Consider the following 17713-nt stretch of genomic DNA (forward strand, 5'->3'; position numbering starts at 1 on the left):
TCATTCAGAGGAGCTGTTGCCCGTGCATCTATCGAGTTTCTATCCCGTTATTCTGACGGACAAGGTCGCCATTAGCGCTGATTTTTACAAAAATTATTTTGGGTTTGAAACGGTATATGAAGCGGACTGGTATGTAAGTCTCCGATTGAATAACGGCGGGGCAGCGTATGAATTGGCAATCTTGGATGCTTCGCATCCGACAATACCCGACATATATAGAAGAAAGGTACAGGGTCTGATCCTCAACTTTGAAGTCGACCACGCGGATACGGAGTTTAAGAGACTCATTGAGGAGGAAAAGCTTCCGCTTGAGCTTGAGCTTCGAGATGAGGAGTTTGGACAGCGGCATTTTATCACAAGCGATCCGAACGGTGTACTGCTGGATATTATTGAGATTATTCCTCCATCGGAAGCTGAGCGTGAGCAGTATGCGGAGAAGGTGTGGTTGAATACGGGAGATGGTGAGAGCGAATGAGTTCATCCGTGAAGCCGTTGAAGCTCTATTTCGGGAGCGAGCTGGCTGTTCGGCTTGCCAATCTCATAGAATCTCATTATCCGGATTTCCCTGCCTGCAAATTTATTGCCGCGATAACCGAGCGGGTGGAGCCGCTTGAACTGAAGGGCAGAGTGGCTGTCATTGCCGATGAACTGAGAGAAGCTTTGCCCGACCGTTATCCAGAGGCAATAAGCATTCTATTGAATATTCTTGGTCCGGAGAATGAAACCGAAGAAGGCATGTTCAACAATGGCTATTTTCTGATGCCTGCTGCCTATTTCGTCGAGAAGTACGGCCTCAAGCATTACGAAATCTCGATGCACGCCATGTATGAGATTACGAAGCGGCATACCTCGGAATATGCCATTCGTCCTTATCTGAATATATATCCGGACGCAACGATCCGGCAGCTCAGAACGTGGACATGCGATCCCAATCCTCACGTCCGGCGCCTTGTCAGCGAAGGGACCCGCCCCCGTCTTCCTTGGGCGAAAGGGATTCCGGTTATTAAGGGTGATCCTGCACATAATCTAGCTTTGCTGGGGCCATTATGGAATGATCCTTCCTTCTATGTGAGAAAATCAGTGGCAAACCATGTGAATGATTTGACGAAGGACCATAAGCAAGTCGCGCTTGATTGGCTGCATGACCGGTTGAACCGCGTTGGGCCGTATAACCCCTGGATGGCACGTCATTCTTTGCGGACGTTGACGAAATCCGGCGATTCGGCAGCGTTGAAGTTGCTTGAATTATGCTAATATAGGAAGCAGCGATATCGACAGGAGACCATAGCGTTCATGAGAAGAAACAAAGAAGAAACCAATGAAACGATTCAGAAGCTGATCGAAGTTGCGAGAGCACATTTCACCAAGCTCGGCTTTGCCGATTCAGCCCTTGAAGAAATTGCGAAGGAAGCCGAAGTGACGCGCGGGGCGCTCTATCATCATTTTAAAAATAAGAAAGGACTCTTTCTTGCCGTATTGGAATCGGTACAGAAAGAGATCGCGGAGCGGGTAGAAGCGGAGGCTGCCAAGTCCGATGACCTCTGGGAGCAGCTGCTGGGGGGATGTCTTGCATTCGTTGCGGCAGCCGTTGAACCGCATTGCAAGCGCATCATGCTCGTCGATGGCCCAGCCGTACTTGGTTGGGAGGTATGGCGCGTGATGGACGAGAACAATTCCATGCGCCTATTGAGGGGACAGCTCGAAATCATGGAGCGGGAAGGAAGCCTTAAGTCTGTATCGATCGAAGCTATGACGCACTGCCTATCCGGTGCGCTGAATGAATCAGCGCTCTGGATTGCTCAGATGCCGGACTATGAGCATGCATTGGAGCAGACGACGATCATTATCTCCAGTATGCTGGACGGATTTAAGAGAACGTAATTCAAGTCATGAACAAGACCGGACAAGCGTGCTGCTTGTCCGGTCTTCCTTGTTCTCTCCGAGCAGAGAATACATTATATATTATATAGAAAATTCAACAATCCTATCGTATACTGATCTAGAAATTGCTCTAAAGGGTTGCATCCCATCTCGTGTCAGACATCATTCCCGAAAGCGCGAAGGCCAATTCGGAATAAGGTGGAGGTTCGTACATGAGTGACAGCCGTTATGAGAAGTGGATATGGATTGAGTTAATCGGATTCGAAAACAAAGCCAGCGACGATTATGGAGTAGAGGCCTATCTGAATACGGTCGGTTACGTGCCCGATACGGTCTCGCTCTTGCTGTTTACGCCGGATTTCGTTCACGCACATCCGGGAATGTCGGAGGAGCACGTGCTCCCGCCCGAGGTATGCTCCTACAATGCGCGTCCTTACGGCAAACACCGGAACCGGCAGCAGTGGACCAACTATCAGCTGAAGGGATTGATCGGGCAGCTTCAGAAGCATGGCATTGCGGTATACTGCGCCTTCTTTGACATGTTTCATGTTCATAATCCGAATGAGCTTCGTCCTTCAGAATGGTGCGGAGCACATCCGGAGCTGTACGAGATGAGGATGTCGGGTCATGCGTACGGCGTTATCAATCCGCTCAAGCGATTCAAGGACGGAAGCTATTACGAGGATTTGTTTATCCATGATCTGATGACTGTGATGCGAGATTATCATTTTGACGGCTACCATGGAGCCGATGGCTATACTAGCTCGCGGCTCAGCATTGCTGAAATCGATTATTCCGACGATATGGTCGAACAATTCGTCCGGTTCAGCGGAGACGAATTAGGGCAGGAGATCGTCATGAACTGCGATCATGATGCACATGCCGTGAAGCAGCGCGGCGAATGGATCTGGCACTATAGACGGATGGATTGGATACATTTTCACGCCGCAAGGTGGGCGGGCTTCTGGGAGAAAATTATGACAGCCATCCGGAAGGAAGGGAAGAAGGCAGTCGCGAACACCACATGGACACGCGATCCGTTCGAAGCGCTGTATCGTTACGGGGTGGACTACAAGCTGCTTGCGGCAACCGGGATTGACGGGTTTGTCGTCGAGTCTGTCGCAGCATCCTTATCGGCCGGGGCGGATGGCATGGAATATGAGCCAATTACCGAATTCATGGCGATGCTGGCAACGATTAAGGCGTATGTGCCGGATGTGAAACTGATTTGCCTGAACGCCATCCAGGACACGAATGAACAATGGGACACGATCAGCCATGCGCCTACCGTTCTCGAGAGGGATATCTACGCCTTCTCTAATCTTTACATACAGGAAGGCGGCGAGCTGAAGCGCAGTTCCGCAGGCTTCATGGCCTGTCTGGGCGATGGGATAAGCCGCGACGGCTGGAAGTGGCTGTCGGATCGCTGGGAGCTTGGCTTCAGCGGAAATCCGGAGCGTGCGATCGGAGCCAGTCTTGTATGGTCGGATGCGGCTCTGCAGACTACATTAGATGAGTTTATCGTGAATCGCAGCTGGCCGGTTCACCGGTTCATGGAGCAATGGCTGCAGAGAGGAGCGCCTCTCCATACGATGGTCAACATTGAAGACCTGGACCGCGCGCAAGGAACCATTGTTGTCGCGAACCTGCATCTATTGCCGGATAACGAATTGGCGCTCGCAGCCGCTTACCGGAATGGACCTTCGATTCTAATCGGGAAGATGACCGAGCGGCTGGCTCGAATTGCAGTCGCAGTTGGATTGAATTTTCCTTGTGAGCCTGATCATTATTTCTGCATGACGCGTGATGCGAACGGCACACTCATCGATAGCTTCGTCATGGAGCTAGAAGATACTTCGGTGCAGCAGCAGTCTGATAAGATCAATGATGCGATTTCTTGGGTGAAAGCATTGTATTTCAAGCCAATGAATGATGATTTTCTGCTTCGATGCGTAGAGACGATGAAAGCTGCTTCAGGCGTACCGGTTGTGATCAAGAACAGTGAATTCATCCGGATCTCGGTATTGGAGATGAACCCCGGCAGCTGGCGGATTCTGATTCACAATCTTTATTATAACTACAAGTCAGCGAGGATAGATGCAGGTCGAAACATATCTTCGATACGCGTACTGACCGGGTTTCCCGGCGTGCCGGTCTTCCCGGAAGGATCTCAATTCAGCCTATATGTACCTGGCCGCGGGATGGTTATCGTTGAGCTGAAGGTCTAGAGCATGATTGATAGTGTAATATTAGGAAGGACGTATTATCATAGATATGATAGCGTCCTTTTTTCTTTGGAATGGAAGGAGTGTTCTCTATTTACGACATGATTCAGTTGGAGGGAGAGGGGGAGGGGGAGGGTGAGCTTATGGAGCAGTACCGTTATCCGATTGGAAGATTCGAGCCGTTCCCCGCACCGACCCCAGAAGATCGTAACCGCTTGATGGAGGATATTGCTGATGCTGCGTCCCGACTTCGCGCAGCTGTTCAACATCTAACGATGGAGCAATTGCAAACGCCTTATCGTTCAGGCGGCTGGACGATCCAGCAGGTCATTCATCATATGGCCGATAACGATATGAATGCTTATATTCGCTTCAAGAGGGCACTGACTGAAGAAAGCCCGACAGCGACGTCCTACCGGGAGGATATATGGGCTGAGATGAGAGACTACCGGGAGCCGGTGGAGCTTTCGATCACGCTGCTGGACGTCCTTCACAGCCGTCTTGTCGCCTTGCTTCGTTCGTTAGCCCCGGAGGATTTCCGCAAGACGTTCACGAGTCCCACTCATGGCATTATGAGTCTGGATCTCGCCATGCAGCGATATGCTTGGCACGGCCGGCACCATACCGCACAGATCGTTTCCCTCAAAGAACGCATGCGTTGGGAATAGAAGTATCGTTTGTACTTCCGTACATAGCAGTAATAGCTTACTTGAAGCTGTGTTAAACGGGCTATGCAAAAGGCCGGATATCGATCTGGTTGCCGTACTGCGGCGGTTGAAGAAAACGTCGGAACTGGCCATTCATGATGAAGATCATTCACTTTAACATGGCATCGGGATAACCTGAAGGATTATTATGAACGCGTGTTTCGCTGGTTTGGAAGCGATGTTTGAACAAATAAGGGAGCGGATTTGAGTTGAGAAATTTTGCGGATAAGCTAATAGAAGAAGTCAGCAGGAAGAACAGTGCCCTCGTTGTCGGGCTGGATCCTGATCTGGAATATTTCCCGGATTATTTGCTAGAAGACGTTGATTTATCATCGGATGAAAGTATTGCAGATGCAATATTCGAGTTTAACAGAATCATCATAGATGCGGTGGCGGATGAAGTCATCGCCGTCAAGCCTCAGCTTGCCTACTATGAAGTATATGGCAGCTTCGGCATACAGGCGTTGGAAAGAACGATTGCCTACGCCCGATCGAAAGATCTGATCGTGATCAATGACGCCAAAAGAGGGGATATCGGTTCAACCTCGGCAGCCTATGCCCGCGCTTATCTGGGGAAAGGTACCATGGCAGGCGATATGGTCACCGTCAATCCTTTCTTGGGCAGCGACGGCTATATGCCCTTTATCCAGGCAGCCCGGGATAACAATAAAGGATTGTTTCTCTTATTGAAGACATCGAACCCTTCGTCTCATGAATTGCAAGATCTCCAGTTAGCGAATGGAAAGGTATTATACGATATGCTGGCGGAGGAAATCGAGAAGCTGGCGGGTGACTCAGCCGGCGTCCACGGTTATTCCTATATTGGCGCAGTGGTCGGCGGAACGTATCCGGAGGAAGCCGCCAAGCTCCGACGGGCATTGCCTCACTCGATATTTCTTGTTCCCGGGTTCGGTATCCAAGGCGGACGAGCGGAGGATCTGAGTGAATTCTTCGATGACAAAGGCAACGGTGCTGTCATCTCATCCTCACGGGGAATTATTTATGCGTATCGAAATCAACGGAGTGACTGGAGTAGGATTGTAGAATCAGAGCTGATCCGCTATGTTAGAGAGGAGGCATCGACGGCCAAGGAGCAAATTAATGCCGTTCGATTCCATAAAGCTACCCGATGAGGAGGAGCATCATGTCCAACAGCTGGTTAACAAACGTTCGGCTTGAGAAGGGTTATATTTATGAGGATGGTGCCGTATCCGGGACCATGACGGATATCTATCATATCCGTATACAGGATGGAGTAATTGCCGAAATCATTCCTGCGGATCAAGCGTTAACCGATGATCTCGTGAAGGTAGATGCCAAACGTCTTCTCATGCTGCCTTCATTCAAGGAAATGCACATCCATATCGATAAAACTTATTATAGCGGGCCATGGAAGGCCGTGAAACGCGTCAATGGTATTTTTGGCCGAATCGAAGAGGAGCGAGAGCTTCTTCCCAAACTTCTGCCAACCGCTCAACATCGGGCTGAGAGCATTCTGGAGACGATACTTGGATTCGGCTCCACGCATGTACGGACGCATTGCAATATCGATCCGGTCATCGGATTATCCAATCTGGAAGCAACGATGCAAGCGCTGCATAACTTTTCGGACAAGCTATCCTATGAAGTGGTTGCCTTCCCGCAGCATGGGCTTCTCCGCTCCAATGCCGCTCCACTTGTTCGCGAGGCGATGAAGCATGGAGCAACGTTCGTAGGCGGCGTAGATCCGGCTACTGTCGATGAGAATATCGAGAAATCGTTGCAGACGATTATGGAAATTGCCGTTGCGTCCAATGCAGGCGTCGATATTCATATTCATGACCGGGGGGAAGCAGGCTTAACGACGATGAGCCGGCTTGCCGACATGACGGAAGACGCGAAGTGGCATGGCAGGGTGACGGTTAGCCATGCTTTCGGTTTCGCAGGGATTGCTTCGGGAACAGCCTCCGAGCTTGCGGCACGCTTTGCCGAGCTTGGGATGTCCATTGCTTCGTCTGTACCGATTGGCGGTCTTGTCATGCCGATTCCGCTGCTTCATGATCATGGCGTAACGGTTGGGCTTGGGACCGATAGTATGACCGATCATTGGTCTCCATTCGGCAACGGAGATCATTTGGAGAAGGTTGGACGCTTGGCGGAGCTGTATGGGTACAGCGACGAGCAATCTCTTTCCCAAGCATTAGGCTACATTACGGGAGGAATTACACCTCTTAGCAAGGAAGGCGAGCAGGTCTGGCCGAGGGTCGGCGATCCCGCGAACCTGGTATTCGTAGAAGCGAGCTGTTCTGCCGAAGCGGTTGCCAGAAGAGCGCGAAGATCGGCCACGTTATATAATGGGAACTTGGCTTCGGGGGCTTTCTAGAAATAAGGAAGAGGGCTAACCGGGTGTACGGCGGCGGTGAATAAGCGTGGTGCACAGCGTCGTAAGAGCGAGCTGTGCACCATTGCATGACGGAGCTAGTCACTTGAAGTGTGTCCTGTCAGTCGATTTAACGAAGGAAGGCAATGACTTCTTCTACAGGGAGAGCGCGGACCGTTCTTCCGTATTGGCCATGGGTGGTTTCAGCCATGAACATGGAGTTGCCGATGGCTTCTTCGGTTGCTTCCGCGACAGCCCGGAAGCACTGCGAGATGACCTCGCCATCCTCGCGGATCACGTTCATAGTGAGAATATCCTTGTCAGGCGAATGAGGGATCAGGTTGCCGTTGCTGAAGGCAATAACAACATCGCCGCTTCCATGATGGGCGATCGAGCCGGTACGGGCCAGGCCAATTCCGGCCCTCTTGGCGATCTTCTTCAATTGCCGGGCATCCAGCGGGAGGTCTGTCGCAACGACGATCATGATAGAACCGTCGTCCTGCTGCCGTTCTGTTGAACGATGAAGGAGCCTCTCGCCAATCGGTTGTCCGAGGAGGAGAAGATCATCCGGGTTACCGAAATTCGTCAGAACGAGTACCCCGATGTGGTATGGATGACCTTCAGCGTAAATTTTCCGGGAGGAGGTGCCGATGCCCCCTTTCCAGCCGAAGCATACCATTCCGGTTCCCGCGCCAACTGCGCCTTCGGCAACAGGCTGCCCAGCTGCTTGACGGGCAAGCCGAATTGCTTCTTCTGCATGCTCGGGTCGAACGTGAAGCCCGCGCATGTCGTTCAGATGCTTATCGTTGCACTCCCCGGTTACGACATTAAGGGAGCTGGTCTGGTCACCAATTTCATGGTTCTCGTTCATCATATAACGCAGCGTTCCTTCCGCGACCGCCGGGACGCTGAACGTATTGGTCAGCATAACGGGCGATTCCAGAAACCCAAGCTCGTCCACCTGGACCAAGCCCGCGGTCTTGCCGTAGCCGTTAATGACATACGAGGCGGCTGCTGCTTTACTGCGGAACCAATCTCCTTGGTGCGGCAGTATGGCGGTCACGCCCGTCCGCACGGAGCAGCCGGGAGAATCTGAATTCAATGTGACGTGGCCGACGGATACGCCAGGGACGTCAGAGATGCTGTTGAGTGTACCGGCCGGAAGCCAGCCGACGGACAAGCCGTATTCTCGCATTCGCTTCTTGCTCATCAGGTTTTCTCTCCATTCAAGAAAAGTGTGATTATTATCGCTTTCATCTCGCTGGTTCTATTATGTTCTCTTTCTTTCTATGATGTCCACTGATCTGTAGGCTCGTCGGTGTTTTCGCTGAGCGAATAATTGGATAAACTGTACGAGTAACGATATCAAGTGAGTGAAAATAGCTGCGAAGGAAGGAAGTGCCCATGGAATGAACAGAAAAATCGGGTTTGTTACGATATTAGTCAAGGATTATGATGAAGCCATCCAGTTCTACACGGAGAAGCTGGGGTTCGAGCTGCTTGCGGACAACGCCTTTGGCCATGGAATGAGATGGGTTGCAGTAGCCCCTTCGGCCAGCAACGAAACGGCGATTGTATTCGTTCAAGCGGATACAAGCGAGAAGGTGGCGCGGCTGGGAAGCCAAGCGGCTAACCATGTTTTTCTTGTGATCCATACGGACGATTGCAGGCGCGATTACGATGCCATGAAAGCAAGGGGCGTTCATTTCTTCGGTGAACCGAGCGATGTGCCATGGGGCGTGGAAGTCGTCTTTGAAGATTTATATGGCAACCGATTCGATCTGGTCCAGCATAACGGATTTTAGCTATCGCAAGGTTAAAATGAGTGGAACTTTCAACATAGTGAAGATGATGAATTATGAATGGCACATTCGTCTCGGAATCGAATGCTGTCAGAAAATTGAGACAGACGACGTGTCGTGCGAGACTTCCAGGTTATGGTATAATGGACGCAGAAGGTAGCCCATACATGAATTGGGGGTCGGTATTCCCATGCATATTGGAGTAGATTTGGATAACACCATTCTGGATGCCACTACCAGTCATTTGCGATATTATAATTTGGCGTCCGGATTATCGTTCACGCCCGAGGATGTAAATGATTTTTATATTTATCGTTTGTATGGGTGGGATCATGCAGAGCGAGAAGCGGTGTATACGAAATATGGGCATGATATCCATTGGAACTCCTCGCCTTTACCGATGGCAGTCGAAATTATGCAGTACCTCTACGATCGGCATCAGCTGTCTATTATTACGGCCCGGCCGATGCTATTTCGCGAGGTTACCGTGGAATGGCTGAAGCGCTATAAAATTAACTACCACAATCTTACCCTTATTGAGAATAAACTCCAGGCTTGTATTACATCCAATGTGGATGTGTTGATTGACGATGGCCCTCACTATGCTGAGGAGTTTGCTCTCCTTAACAAGCCAGTGATTCTATATGAGCAGCCCTATAATTTGTCCGTTACTCATGAATTCGTATACCGCGCATCAAACTGGATTGAAGTCAAACAGCATATTGATTACTTGGAATCCCAACAAACCAGTGGTAAAGGAGCGGCATTCCGAAAAAAATACTGGCGGGCCAGCGCAGTCCGATAGCGGCAGTTCTGTCGGTAAGGAAGACTACTCCCGCGGCAGTGACGTCATATGTCCGACTAACTTCTCACCGACATGTGTGTCTGGCTTGACCGGAGCCGCTGGATAAAACAGGCGCCGTTTTTCTTCAAAGAGAAAAACGGCGCCTGTTCACGCAATGTCATTAAGTTAAGGCTCCGGTTCAAAAATCAAGAAAAGAGCAGGTTATCGAAAAGATAGCCCGCTCTTTTTTTGCACGAAAAAGAAAAATCGCGGCCCTTGAAAAACGAGGAGGTTTCGCAATGAATGAGTACGTGAATTCGCTAAAAGAAACGCTGACATCCCTTATGCGAGAAATGTCAGCCGCACCAGCACCTTATGTCAAAAACCCGGAAAAAGATTTTACCCGAAAGAAAAAGCTGCCCTTTGAAACGGTTATGCAACTCCTGATCTCCATGGGCGGCAACAGCATATATAAGGAACTCTTGGAATCGCAAGGCTATGACGTAAACACCGCAACCACGTCTGCTTTCGTCCAACAGAGGAATAAAATCCTGCCGTCCGCTGTGGAATTCTTGTTTCAGAATTTTACGCAATCGTATACGGATCTCAAGGACTACCGCGGGTATCGATTACTCGCCATTGACGGCTCGGATTTGCATATCGCAACGGACGCTGCGGACACGGACACCTATTTTCAAAGTCAACCGAACACGAAAGGCTATAACCTCCTGCATTTGAAAGCAGCCTACGACTTGTGCAATAGACTTTACATGGATGCCATTGTTCAACCGCGAAGGTTGTGCAACGAGGGAAGGGCACTGGCAGATATGGTTGATCGTTCCCCCATCAAAGGCAAAACCAGTGCTACTGCCGATCGAGGTTATGAAAGTTACAACAATTTCGCGCATATGGAACGCAAAGGGTGGAACTACGTCATACGGGTAAAGGATTTGGATTCCAATGGTATTCTTTCGGGCTTGCGCTTGCCCTCTGGAGGAGAGTTTGATCAGGACGTTCATCTGACACTCACCAAAAAACAAACCAAAGAGGTCAAGGCTAATCCCGAGATTTACAAGTTCGTCCCTTCCACGTCTACCTTTGATTTTTTGGATTTGCAGGAGAACTTGTTTTATCCGATGTCCTTTCGGGTTCGGTTCCATGGACATTTTTTAAGCGGATATTCCATCCGCTTTGTTTGCTGTACGCTTTTTCCTTGCTTGCACAAAAAAACAAACGGCACAGGGCTTTTTCCCATGCCGTTTCGGATTCCATTTTAACTTAATGACATTGCTTTTCGAGGGGGTCATTTTTTTAGGAGGGATTATATGCGAACCATTAAAACTTGGCAGGACGTCTTCGACCTATATAGTGCCAAAACCATCCCCGAATCATTAGTTGAACACGTTGAAGGGTTAACTATATGTGCTTCCTAGCCATTTTGGATACGACTATGCCTAAAGGTTAAAGCTTGCGACAACATAACATCAATCTTTTTCAAAGCATGCGCGATCACTCACTGGACGTATGTTGTTTTTGATCAAAGGTTCCTTCGTAGGTAGTCAAGGTGAGCAGCCTGTCGGCGTGCTGTGTTAACAGACGGTCCATTGCACCTTATCAACTGGGTAGCTGTTTGTGTTGACAGTAATGATCTGCCCGGTTGAGCTAAGCTTTAGCGGGTCTGTAGGTTACCAAGAGGGAACCTACCTTAAGTGTTTTGACGTCCACGAGATGGAATTCCTTCTGCTCCTTAAGATTGTCAAACAAATGCTCACCTACGTTGACCACAACCGGGTGCATGACTATCTGATATTCGTCAATAAGATTTGCATTTGCAAGTGATCGCACGAGCGTTGGACTACCGAAAATAACAATGTCGCCACCGTCACCTTTTTTTAGGTCCTTAATTTGCTCTTCTATATTACTGCCGGTCAATTGTTTTGGAGCTTCAAATTCTCCCCATTTTAGCTTGTCGAGCGGGCGGGCGCTTGTTACAACTAGTTTGTGGGCGTTGTTTATCTTATCACCCAGGCTTGAACCTCCATCGTCCCGTTTGGACCCTCGACTAGTCGGCCACTTTCTAGAGAGGTCTTCGTAGGTTCCGCGGCCAAGCAAAATGGTATCAGCTGTCTCGAAAATATTTAATAGATACTGAGAACCTTCCTCAATGCCAGCGCTATTTCTCCAGACCGCCCAGTTGGTTTTGTCCTCGCTTGGGTCGCCAGTGACAACTCCATTAAAAGTACTGTGAATGAATAGAATGATTTTACGCATGAACTATCGTCCTTTCTATCTTTGATAATCGTAATTTTGTTTCTCATTTATTTAGACGAAATTAGATTACGATATTCATCGGTGTATTTGTGCAGGAAGCCCAAATCGGTAAAATAATTTTGTATTAATGAAATTTTGGACGTGGTATATTTGCTTGTCCTTTATTTCAATAATGTGAATACCCCAGGGTACCAAGTAGGAGTCTTCACCGCTTGGCACATACTGTGCGAAAGCAGGATAACCCCCATTCGCCGTAATCGGCAAAAACCGGGAGCCCTCACAATGCCAGCGTGTAAGCGAAAAAAACTTGAACAAATCGTCTTTGCCGCGTACCCACATTGCGAAAGGCGGCATTGACAGACGGCCTTCCTCATGAAACAACGCTACCAGCGCATTGATATCAAATTGTTTGAAGGCTTCCACATACCGTGATAGCAGCTCACGATCAGGTTCGACATCCATCATGCTAAACTCGTTAGAATGAAGTTTCGCTCGGTCCATCGTTTCTCTGGCTCTTTGCAGGGCGCTGTTAACCGCTGCCGGCGATATTCCTAAAGTTTCTGCGATCTGTTTGGAGGACCATTCGAATACATCCTTCAAAATAAGAACCGCACGTTGACGGGGGGGTAAGATCTGTAAGAGTGTAATAAAACAGAGTTCGAGGGTATCTTTGCGAATGAAAATATCTTCCGGACTCCCCGAGAAATCAGGGGCAGGCCAAATCCAAGCTGAGTCAGGAAACTTTTCGCGGAGTTCAACGATGAGTACCGCTGGGTCGGATAGGTCAACGGGACGCGTGCGGCGTTTGGCTTGTCTTAGCTTGTCCAGGCATAAGTTTGATGCAATACGATAAACCCATGTTTTGAATGAGGAATCCTGCCTGAATGAATGCCAACTTTGCCAAACACGAATAAAAGTTTCCTGAACAGCATCGTCGGCGTCATCTATGGATCCTAGCATTCTGTAACAGAACGATGTTAACTCAGGCTTTAAGTTCTCAAATAACTGAAGCTCTAATGCTGTTTCGTTCATCTTGGCCTCCTATTGACGGGCGAAACACCCTTTTCACACACGCCACAGAACCGATCGTCTCCATTTTATAAGCCACTTATTCGTCTTTAATAAAATGAGAAAGCACTACCTGAATAATGGGGGGAAACTTCCTCACGGATCTCTGAATATAACGGTAGCTTCGTCTACAGAGTAGCATAATTCGGTTCCCATGAACATTTTTTAAGCGGATATTCCATCCGCTTTGTTTGCTGTACGCTTTTTCCTTGCTTGCACAAAAAACAAACGGCACAGGACTTTTTCCCATGCCGTTTCGGATTCCATTTTATTCTCGGTGGTGTCTCTGCGCTTAACTTAATGACATTGCCTGTTCACGTCTTTATTTTTTTTTGCCTTGAAACAGTCCTGCCGGTATTTTCGCATCCCAATTTTCCGGAATCTCCAAACGCAGCGCATGAGCGACTACGGCAGCCGTATCGACTACCCTCACTTCGTCTGACAATACGGTGCCGGCAGCGATCGATGTTCCTTTCGCCAACCAGAAAACCGTCTGCTCTTCCTGGGAGCTTCCGCCATGTCCGGTCCCTTTCCCGCCATGGTCCGCGGTAAGGATGATGAGCGTATCGTCCGTCAGCCCTTTTTCTTCCAAAGCTTGGATGATTCGACCGACATTTTGGTCCGCTTTTTGCAATTTCTCGTAAAATTTCGGGGTATAGTAGCCATAGGTGTGCCCGGCGCCATCCACCTCGTCCAGATGGACGAAAATGTTGCGCGCGTTTTGGCCTTCCGATTTAATATAGTCGACCGTGTTTTGCGTCGTCGTTTCATCATTCCCTCCGTTTGCTTTATAAGCGCCAGCGGAATCCTCGATGATGCCCTTGTTGATCGGCGACCAGGTGGCGAACGATGCTTGCTTGAGCATAGGACGCTCCTGCTTCAGCAATTTCATATAGGACGGGTAGAGATTGTTCTCCGGGTAAGGCTTGCCTGCCGCGACGTCATTGGTCAGCCCATGCTTGGCCGGAACGACGCCATGCAAGATGGAGCCCCAGTTTTGCGCGCTGATCGTCGGCAGCATCGCTTTTGCTTCGTACGTACCCGCACCTTCGCTCATAAGCTTCCGAATGTTTTCAGCATTGGCTTGCGGGTCCTTGACGCCGTTCCCGGCACCGTCGATCCCGATGAACACGACGCGTTTGTAGAGAAAATCGTCCTTGTAAGGAGCCAGCCTGTCCCTGACGATTTGCACATCGTCGTGATCGACTTTGCGATCGCCGTTAATATCCGCGGTTTGCGCCCGCTCCCAGCGATTGTCGCCCTCCCGGCTGTTCTGGTTTTTCAGGACGAGATTCAGATCCTCCTTCGTCAGCAGCCCGTCTCCCGATACATCGATGGAATTCGTGACGCGAACGGCCGCCGTCGCCGTTTTGCCGCCGTCGACGGTTTTGACCGTTATGGTCGCATTACCGGCTTTGCCGGTCACGACCGTCGTGCGGCCATCGATCGTCTCCACTTTGGCCACCGCTTCGTCGCTGGACGTCCATTTCACTTCTTTATTCGTCGCATCGTCCGGATATACGGCTGCCGCAAGCGGCATCGGCGCACCCGCTTTCAGGTTAAGCTCCGTCTGATCCAACGATACGGATGCGACCGGAGCGGGCGGAAGCGGAGGCGCGCTATCGAACATGGCTCTAACTTCCGCATCGGTTAACGCATTCCTATACATCTGCAGGTTGTCCACTCGCGCGGTCAGCGTAGAGCCGTATTTGCCCGTGCCGTCCTGACCGATTTTGGTTGTGTACGGGGAATCGAGCGTGCCTTTCATGCTGGAGATATCGACGGTTTTCACCAACGCACCGTCTTTATAGAAGCGCGCGATCCCGTTGGCGCGGTCATGCGAGACGGCGATATGATGCCAGGTGTTGTCGGCAATCCCCGGCACTGTGGTATCCATTCGGGCGCTCTTGGACGTTTTGTAGTTCCACACGAGATTGCCTGATCCGTTTACGGCCAGAATCCACCCCGTGTTGCTTCCGGAATTCCAGTCTTTGTTCGAGATGATGGAAGGATCGCCCGTAATTCCCGACGATTTGAACCAGAAGGCGATGGAGAAATCTGCGGCATCGCCGAAGCGGAACTCGTTGCGATCTCCGAGATCCACGTATTGGCCCCGCGTTTGGAGTTGGATCGCTTGTCCGATCCGTCCCTGGACATATTCGGGATTCCCGTAGATGGTTGCGGAGACCGCGCTTGCCGAGCTATCGGTCGCATCGTTGTCGAATTTCAGGTCGAGAATGGATGGGGAAAGGGCGGTCACCTTCGAGAACGCAGCGGCTTGAACTTCTCCCGAAGAATGGCTTTGGGCATAGACGGGCAGCACAGAAGCCTGTGCTGATGCGAGCAAAACAGTGGCAGAGATCGAGGAGACGGCCAATCGTTTCAAATGACGGTTCATCAAAATTCCTCCTGGTCAGATGGATTATACCCAACTAAATACAATAGATTTAAGTGATATTTATTGCTTTTGTATGGGATTGATATTATTTTACGGTTAGTTTGTAAAATCAGATCCCGAATAAATTAAATAAATTATTAAGCGGCTCTTTTCTTTTTACAGAATAAATAAGATCGAATCGAAAATAATCGAAAGTTTAAAAGAAATAATATATTTCATTAATGGCATTAACGAAAGTTTAAGGGAAAAAATATGTTTACAAGCGAAATTTTAATTGTTATTATTCAAGTAAATACAAGAGATTCTTGAAATAACGAAAGAATAACTTTCGATTATATTTTCGAACTCTCTTGGAAGCGGTTACGTAAGGGTGTTGTTGCGATGAGCGCCCGTACTTAGGAGGTGGTACAGGAAGGTTGTATGTTCATTCACTCATGATGAATCTATAAAAATCATTGTAGAGGAGAGCGTTATGTCATGAAGAAAAAGGCGAGTATTCTGCTCACCACTGCCATTGCAGCTACGCTGCTTTTTGGGCAAAATGCATCTGTAGCGGAGAAGCAGACGATCCCACCAAGACCCGATGGTCCGGTACAGCGGATGGATGTCTCGTTCCCGATCGGGGTATTCTGGATTCAGCCGGCCAGTCAGATTACCGATGAAAGTATGGAAGAAATTAAGGATATGAATGTCAATTTTCTGGTCCCGCATAATGGAACGAACAGCTTCCCGACGCATGATCGCGTGATGGATTTTGCTGAAGCGCATGATTTGAAGGTGATGATGTTCGACGAACGATTTAATTATCAATTCACGAACAAGAGCGGCCCTCTATCCGAAGAGGTCCTTGCCGCTCCTCAGGACATTGTCAACCATTATAAAGGCCGGCCGGGTTTGCTGGGATACAATATCATCGACGAACCGACCGGCTATGACTCGATCGATAATGCGGCACAGGTGCAGGAACTATTCAGGTCGTTTGATCCTGAGCATATGACCTTCGTCAATCTTACCGGTTATTGGGAAAATTATAATCATACCGGATATATGAAAGACGTAAACGGGGAATACGCGAGACCAGACGCCACACTTGGTCAAACCTTCCGGACGCAGCCAGGCGAGCATGAAATTACGTCTATTCAAGTATGGCTGGATTTCAACCAATTCAAGGATGACGAGAAACTAACGATGAGCATCTGGGATTCCCCGGAGAAGCAGAAGCTGATCGATAGCAGCACGCTTACGGCGGAATCGGCCCGGCTGTTCACAACGTTCACGTTCGATGCGAGGGTGAAGGAGAGTACGGATTATTATTGGGAAATCATTCATGAAGGCGGAGGAGACAATGCCGTCGGCTGGATCGTACGTTCGAAGGATGGAGAGGATTGGTACCCGCAGGGAACAGGCTCTTTGAACGGGGCTGCCTTGGAATCGGATTTCTTCTTCTTCGTCAATTCTTCGTTCTATGAGAACTATGTCTCCCAATGGGCGAGCAAAAACCCGGATATGCTGAGCTTCGACACTTATCCGTTCAGTGTTAACGGCGGTATTGAACCGCATACCTATCGAACCTTGGAAATCGTACGCCGCCAAGCCTTGAAGCATAATCTGGACTTATGGTCTTATATGCAAACGGTCGGGATCGATGTGCTGCGCGAGCCGAATGAAGGCGAGATGAGGTACAATCTGTATACCCATTTGGCCTATGGGGTCAAAGGAATCATCTACTTCACTTACGGCACGCCGCCAATTCCCGGTTTCCATGACGGTCTGCTCAACTCGAATAATGAGAAAACAGAGAAGTATTACTATGCAAAGCAGAATAACGCGGAGCTGCTGCAGCTGGGCGAAACGTTGAAGCAATTGACTTCGGTTGCGGTTTACCATACCGGAAGCACGATCCCGGACGCAACGAACCGTCTTCCTGCCAAATCGGCCGTCCAGCCCGTTGACAGCAGCGAACCTTATATCATCTCTTATTTCGAGCATCAGAACGGGGATCCTCATGTGATGATCGTGAATCGAGATTACGACAATGCCCGGGAAGGTACATTCACATTCAAGCATAAGCCGAAATGGATTCAAGAGATTTCGAAAATAAGCGGTGATGCCGTTGAGACGGCTTATAGTCTAAAAACCGGCCAGCTGACCCTATCCTTCAAGCAAGGGGAAGGCATCCTGCTGAAGCTGCCTTCAAATTACAAACTCGATTAAGCGT

The 17713-nt window shown here is 49.4% G+C and carries 15 protein-coding genes; 11 read left to right on the top strand and 4 right to left on the bottom strand.

Features of this window, described 5'->3' with window-relative positions; all coding sequences use genetic code 11:
- Positions 1 to 22 precede the first annotated feature (22 nt).
- The 7 genes from L1F29_RS15110 (at position 23) to L1F29_RS15140 (ending at position 7175) form a co-directional block, all read left to right on the top strand.
- Complete coding sequence (locus L1F29_RS15110; protein ID WP_258389125.1) at positions 23 to 475, top strand: VOC family protein; 453 nt, start codon at positions 23 to 25, stop codon at positions 473 to 475.
- Positions 472 to 1254 (top strand): hypothetical protein, encoded by a 783-nt coding sequence (locus L1F29_RS15115; RefSeq protein WP_258389126.1) that lies wholly within the window; start codon positions 472 to 474, stop codon positions 1252 to 1254. The genes L1F29_RS15110 and L1F29_RS15115 overlap by 4 nt, the downstream gene beginning before the upstream one ends.
- A 39-nt stretch (positions 1255 to 1293) precedes the next feature.
- Positions 1294 to 1881 carry a TetR/AcrR family transcriptional regulator gene (locus L1F29_RS15120; RefSeq protein WP_258389127.1) on the top strand — a complete coding sequence of 196 codons (588 nt, stop codon included), beginning with the start codon at positions 1294 to 1296 and terminating at the stop codon, positions 1879 to 1881.
- 212 nt (positions 1882 to 2093) lie between these two features.
- Entirely contained in the window at positions 2094 to 4109 is a 2016-nt protein-coding gene (locus L1F29_RS15125; RefSeq protein WP_258389128.1) for a hypothetical protein, read from the top strand.
- Positions 4110 to 4249: 140 nt separating this feature from the next.
- Positions 4250 to 4774 (top strand): YfiT family bacillithiol transferase, encoded by a 525-nt coding sequence (locus L1F29_RS15130; protein WP_258389129.1) that lies wholly within the window; start codon positions 4250 to 4252, stop codon positions 4772 to 4774.
- Between the two features lie 248 nt (positions 4775 to 5022).
- Positions 5023 to 5946, top strand: coding sequence for an orotidine-5'-phosphate decarboxylase (gene pyrF / locus L1F29_RS15135; RefSeq protein WP_258389130.1), 924 nt, complete (start codon positions 5023 to 5025; stop codon positions 5944 to 5946).
- Between the two features lie 11 nt (positions 5947 to 5957).
- Positions 5958 to 7175, top strand: a complete 1218-nt coding sequence (locus L1F29_RS15140; RefSeq protein WP_258389131.1) for an amidohydrolase — start codon at positions 5958 to 5960, stop codon at positions 7173 to 7175.
- A gap of 127 nt (positions 7176 to 7302) precedes the next feature.
- Here the strand turns inward: L1F29_RS15140 and L1F29_RS15145 are convergent, their stop codons facing one another.
- Entirely contained in the window at positions 7303 to 8382 is a 1080-nt protein-coding gene (locus L1F29_RS15145; RefSeq protein ID WP_258389132.1) for a DmpA family aminopeptidase, read from the bottom strand.
- Between the two features lie 199 nt (positions 8383 to 8581).
- On the opposite strand from L1F29_RS15145, the gene L1F29_RS15150 reads away from it, so the two are divergent.
- From L1F29_RS15150 to L1F29_RS15160, 3 genes are all read left to right on the top strand, one after another.
- On the top strand, positions 8582 to 8977 hold the full coding sequence (locus L1F29_RS15150; protein WP_258389133.1) for a VOC family protein: 396 nt from the start codon (positions 8582 to 8584) through the stop codon (positions 8975 to 8977).
- A 187-nt stretch (positions 8978 to 9164) separates the two neighbouring features.
- Positions 9165 to 9779 carry a 5' nucleotidase, NT5C type gene (locus L1F29_RS15155; RefSeq protein ID WP_258389134.1) on the top strand — a complete coding sequence of 205 codons (615 nt, stop codon included), beginning with the start codon at positions 9165 to 9167 and terminating at the stop codon, positions 9777 to 9779.
- Between the two features lie 278 nt (positions 9780 to 10057).
- Entirely contained in the window at positions 10058 to 11035 is a 978-nt protein-coding gene (locus tag L1F29_RS15160) for a transposase (RefSeq protein ID WP_258389135.1), read from the top strand.
- A gap of 385 nt (positions 11036 to 11420) precedes the next feature.
- Here the strand turns inward: L1F29_RS15160 and L1F29_RS15165 are convergent, their stop codons facing one another.
- The 3 genes from L1F29_RS15165 to L1F29_RS15175 form a co-directional block, all read right to left on the bottom strand.
- Entirely contained in the window at positions 11421 to 12029 is a 609-nt protein-coding gene (locus tag L1F29_RS15165; protein WP_258389136.1) for a dihydrofolate reductase family protein, read from the bottom strand.
- A 75-nt stretch (positions 12030 to 12104) separates the two neighbouring features.
- Positions 12105 to 13061 (bottom strand): sigma-70 family RNA polymerase sigma factor, encoded by a 957-nt coding sequence (locus L1F29_RS15170; RefSeq protein WP_258389137.1) that lies wholly within the window; start codon positions 13059 to 13061, stop codon positions 12105 to 12107.
- Positions 13062 to 13419: 358 nt separating this feature from the next.
- A complete protein-coding gene (locus tag L1F29_RS15175; protein WP_258389138.1) occupies positions 13420 to 15495 on the bottom strand; it encodes an alkaline phosphatase family protein in 2076 nt (691 codons plus the stop codon).
- A 477-nt stretch (positions 15496 to 15972) separates the two neighbouring features.
- On the opposite strand from L1F29_RS15175, the gene L1F29_RS15180 reads away from it, so the two are divergent.
- Positions 15973 to 17709 (top strand): alpha-amylase family protein, encoded by a 1737-nt coding sequence (locus L1F29_RS15180; RefSeq protein WP_258389139.1) that lies wholly within the window; start codon positions 15973 to 15975, stop codon positions 17707 to 17709.
- Positions 17710 to 17713 lie beyond the last annotated feature (4 nt).

Source organism: Paenibacillus spongiae (assembly GCF_024734895.1).
Taxonomy (GTDB): domain Bacteria; phylum Bacillota; class Bacilli; order Paenibacillales; family Paenibacillaceae; genus Paenibacillus_Z; species Paenibacillus_Z spongiae.

Bases quoted from the DNA above. Each gene is read 5' to 3' on its own strand.
- L1F29_RS15115 (WP_258389126.1), top strand. From the start codon at position 472: ATGAGTTCATCCGTGAAGCCGTTGAAGCTCTATTTCGGGAGCGAGCTG.
- L1F29_RS15120 (WP_258389127.1), top strand. From the start codon at position 1,294: ATGAGAAGAAACAAAGAAGAAACCAATGAAACGATTCAGAAGCTGATC.
- L1F29_RS15125 (WP_258389128.1), top strand. From the start codon at position 2,094: ATGAGTGACAGCCGTTATGAGAAGTGGATATGGATTGAGTTAATCGGA.
- L1F29_RS15130 (WP_258389129.1), top strand. From the start codon at position 4,250: ATGGAGCAGTACCGTTATCCGATTGGAAGATTCGAGCCGTTCCCCGCA.
- L1F29_RS15140 (WP_258389131.1), top strand. From the start codon at position 5,958: ATGTCCAACAGCTGGTTAACAAACGTTCGGCTTGAGAAGGGTTATATT.
- L1F29_RS15145 (WP_258389132.1), bottom strand. From the start codon at position 8,382: ATGAGCAAGAAGCGAATGCGAGAATACGGCTTGTCCGTCGGCTGGCTT.
- L1F29_RS15150 (WP_258389133.1), top strand. From the start codon at position 8,582: ATGAACAGAAAAATCGGGTTTGTTACGATATTAGTCAAGGATTATGAT.
- L1F29_RS15155 (WP_258389134.1), top strand. From the start codon at position 9,165: ATGCATATTGGAGTAGATTTGGATAACACCATTCTGGATGCCACTACC.
- L1F29_RS15160 (WP_258389135.1), top strand. From the start codon at position 10,058: ATGAATGAGTACGTGAATTCGCTAAAAGAAACGCTGACATCCCTTATG.
- L1F29_RS15165 (WP_258389136.1), bottom strand. From the start codon at position 12,029: ATGCGTAAAATCATTCTATTCATTCACAGTACTTTTAATGGAGTTGTC.
- L1F29_RS15170 (WP_258389137.1), bottom strand. From the start codon at position 13,061: ATGAACGAAACAGCATTAGAGCTTCAGTTATTTGAGAACTTAAAGCCT.
- L1F29_RS15175 (WP_258389138.1), bottom strand. From the start codon at position 15,495: ATGAACCGTCATTTGAAACGATTGGCCGTCTCCTCGATCTCTGCCACT.
- L1F29_RS15180 (WP_258389139.1), top strand. From the start codon at position 15,973: ATGAAGAAAAAGGCGAGTATTCTGCTCACCACTGCCATTGCAGCTACG.